This is a genomic window from Bradyrhizobium sp. UFLA05-153, from assembly GCF_054185185.1.
The window spans coordinates 1-1869 of record NZ_JBBIAM010000301.1 but is presented as its reverse complement, the minus strand read 5'-3'; the positions used below and the strand labels follow the sequence as shown (position 1 = coordinate 1869).

Below are 1869 nucleotides of genomic sequence, written 5' to 3'. Positions count from 1 at the left end.
CGACCGGCGCTTCGCCGTTAAACACCCGAGGTAAGAGCCGGATGCTCGAATCGGGCTTGTCCGGATCTGCGCGGGGGCTGTCCAGCAATGGGCATCCCTACCGCGAACCAGGGTCAAAAGGTGGCTTGACGGGGAGGGCAGCTTATGGCGCAAAGCGGACGTTCGGCAGGGCGCGCATGTCCAAGAAGGGCCACTAGGCGACATCGCTGGCCGTTCGCTCCACTGTACCGTCCCACGGTCAGGGCGAGTGCTGGGCGGAATTAACTCTGCACCAGCCCAGCTGCCTTCAAGGCCGCCGCGATGATCGGGCCGGGTGCAACGCGCGGTCGCGTGCCGGGCGGCGCTCTGGGAACCTCCGGAACCGGGAGACCCGCGGCCTTGAAGGCCGCCGCGATCACGGCGTTGGGGTCGAGCGGGTAACGGGTCTGCCGCTCTTCACCCTCTGCAAGCGAGGCTTCGGCCGAACCGTGCGCGCTCTCGGCGGCGGCTCCAGCGATGACTAAAGCACCGCGATCAGTTGGAGTCTCAATGGTTGCTAACACCGGCGCCGCGACGCGCGGCATTTCAACCAGAGACTCGTGCAGGCAAAAGAAGCGTGCGATGTGATCCGTAGAGGAGATTCCCACATCGAGGAAAAATGCACCGGCAGAGCCGCAACTCTCCTTCGTCGTCGTCGCGAGCGGTACGCCATGCGCCATGCCGCTGATAGAAAACGCCTCGATCAATGCCTGACCGTTTGCGCTGCTCCATACGCGGTGCGCGTAGCCCTTGATGAATTCTTGACGTGCGGGTCTCTCCGAAAGCCCGTGCACGTTGGTCCATTGCCGAATGATGTCTTCACCGTTGGAGGGTCTTACAATCGGATCGCTGGTGCCATGCCAGACTGAGATTTTCGGCCACGGCCCGCGATGCCTAGATGCGGCCCGCACGCGATCGCCAAGCGCCCGCGCAGCATGCCCCTGCTCGGTGAACATGGCCTCGAATGCTTGTTGAACGTTGCTGGCGCACCCATAGGGCAGTCCGGCAATGATGGCGCCGCCAGCAAAAACCTCCGGATATGTTGCGAGCATAACCGAAGCCATGGCGCCGCCGGCAGAGAGGCCGGTCACGAAGACTTTTCGGCGGTCAGCGGCAAATGTCGCGATGGCATGCTCGATCATCTCCCTGATCGAAAGCGCCTCGCCGTGACCGCGCGCGGTATCATCCGGCAAGAACCACGAGAAACAATTTTTCGGATTGTTGGCGGCCTGCTGCTGCGGATAGACGACCGCGAAGCCGAGGCTGTCGGCGATCGACGACCAGCCGGTACCGTGGTCATACTCGGCGGCGGTCTGGGTGCAGCCATGGAGCGCGATCAGCAATGGCGCCTTTGGTGGCAGGTCTTTGGGAGCGTAGGTGAACATACGAAGGTTGCCGGGATTTGCACCAAACCCGGTCAGTTCGCGCAGCCGTGTCGGGCGTTCGGGCGCGCGTGCCGCCTTCTTTCGGGCCGCTGCAAGAAGACCTTCGAATTTGCTTCGAAATTCTTGAAGAGGGGCAAGAACCTCGCGTAAATCGCGCATAGGCGCACCCCTATATTGCGTCGCAAATACTTTGTGCATCGCAACATGACAGGGGTAGGGATCGGAGTCAAGAACCGAGTAGGAAATCCGGGAAGTCGGCTCCGGGTCTTGGCTGTGTGAAAACTCCAAGACGCTTCAGCTCGATAGAAGAAGTTATTCGTCCAGAACCGTTCTAGCGCTCAGGCTCGCAACCGCCTTCAGCTTAGACGGCGAATTGAAGAATGTAATTCTAGCCGTGTTTCGATCCTTCGCGTTTTTACACAGGTGCGCCGGGAGACCGGCAAGGAGTAGGTGGTGCAAGTCCACT

Annotated in this window: 1 protein-coding gene; it reads right to left on the bottom strand. The window is 61.1% G+C overall.

Annotated elements, in window-relative coordinates:
- Positions 1-260: 260 nt before the first annotated feature.
- Positions 261-1691, bottom strand: a complete 1431-nt coding sequence (locus tag Q2941_RS51520) for an extracellular catalytic domain type 1 short-chain-length polyhydroxyalkanoate depolymerase (protein WP_458197526.1) — start codon at positions 1689-1691, stop codon at positions 261-263.
- Between the last annotated feature and the right edge of the window lie 178 nt (positions 1692-1869).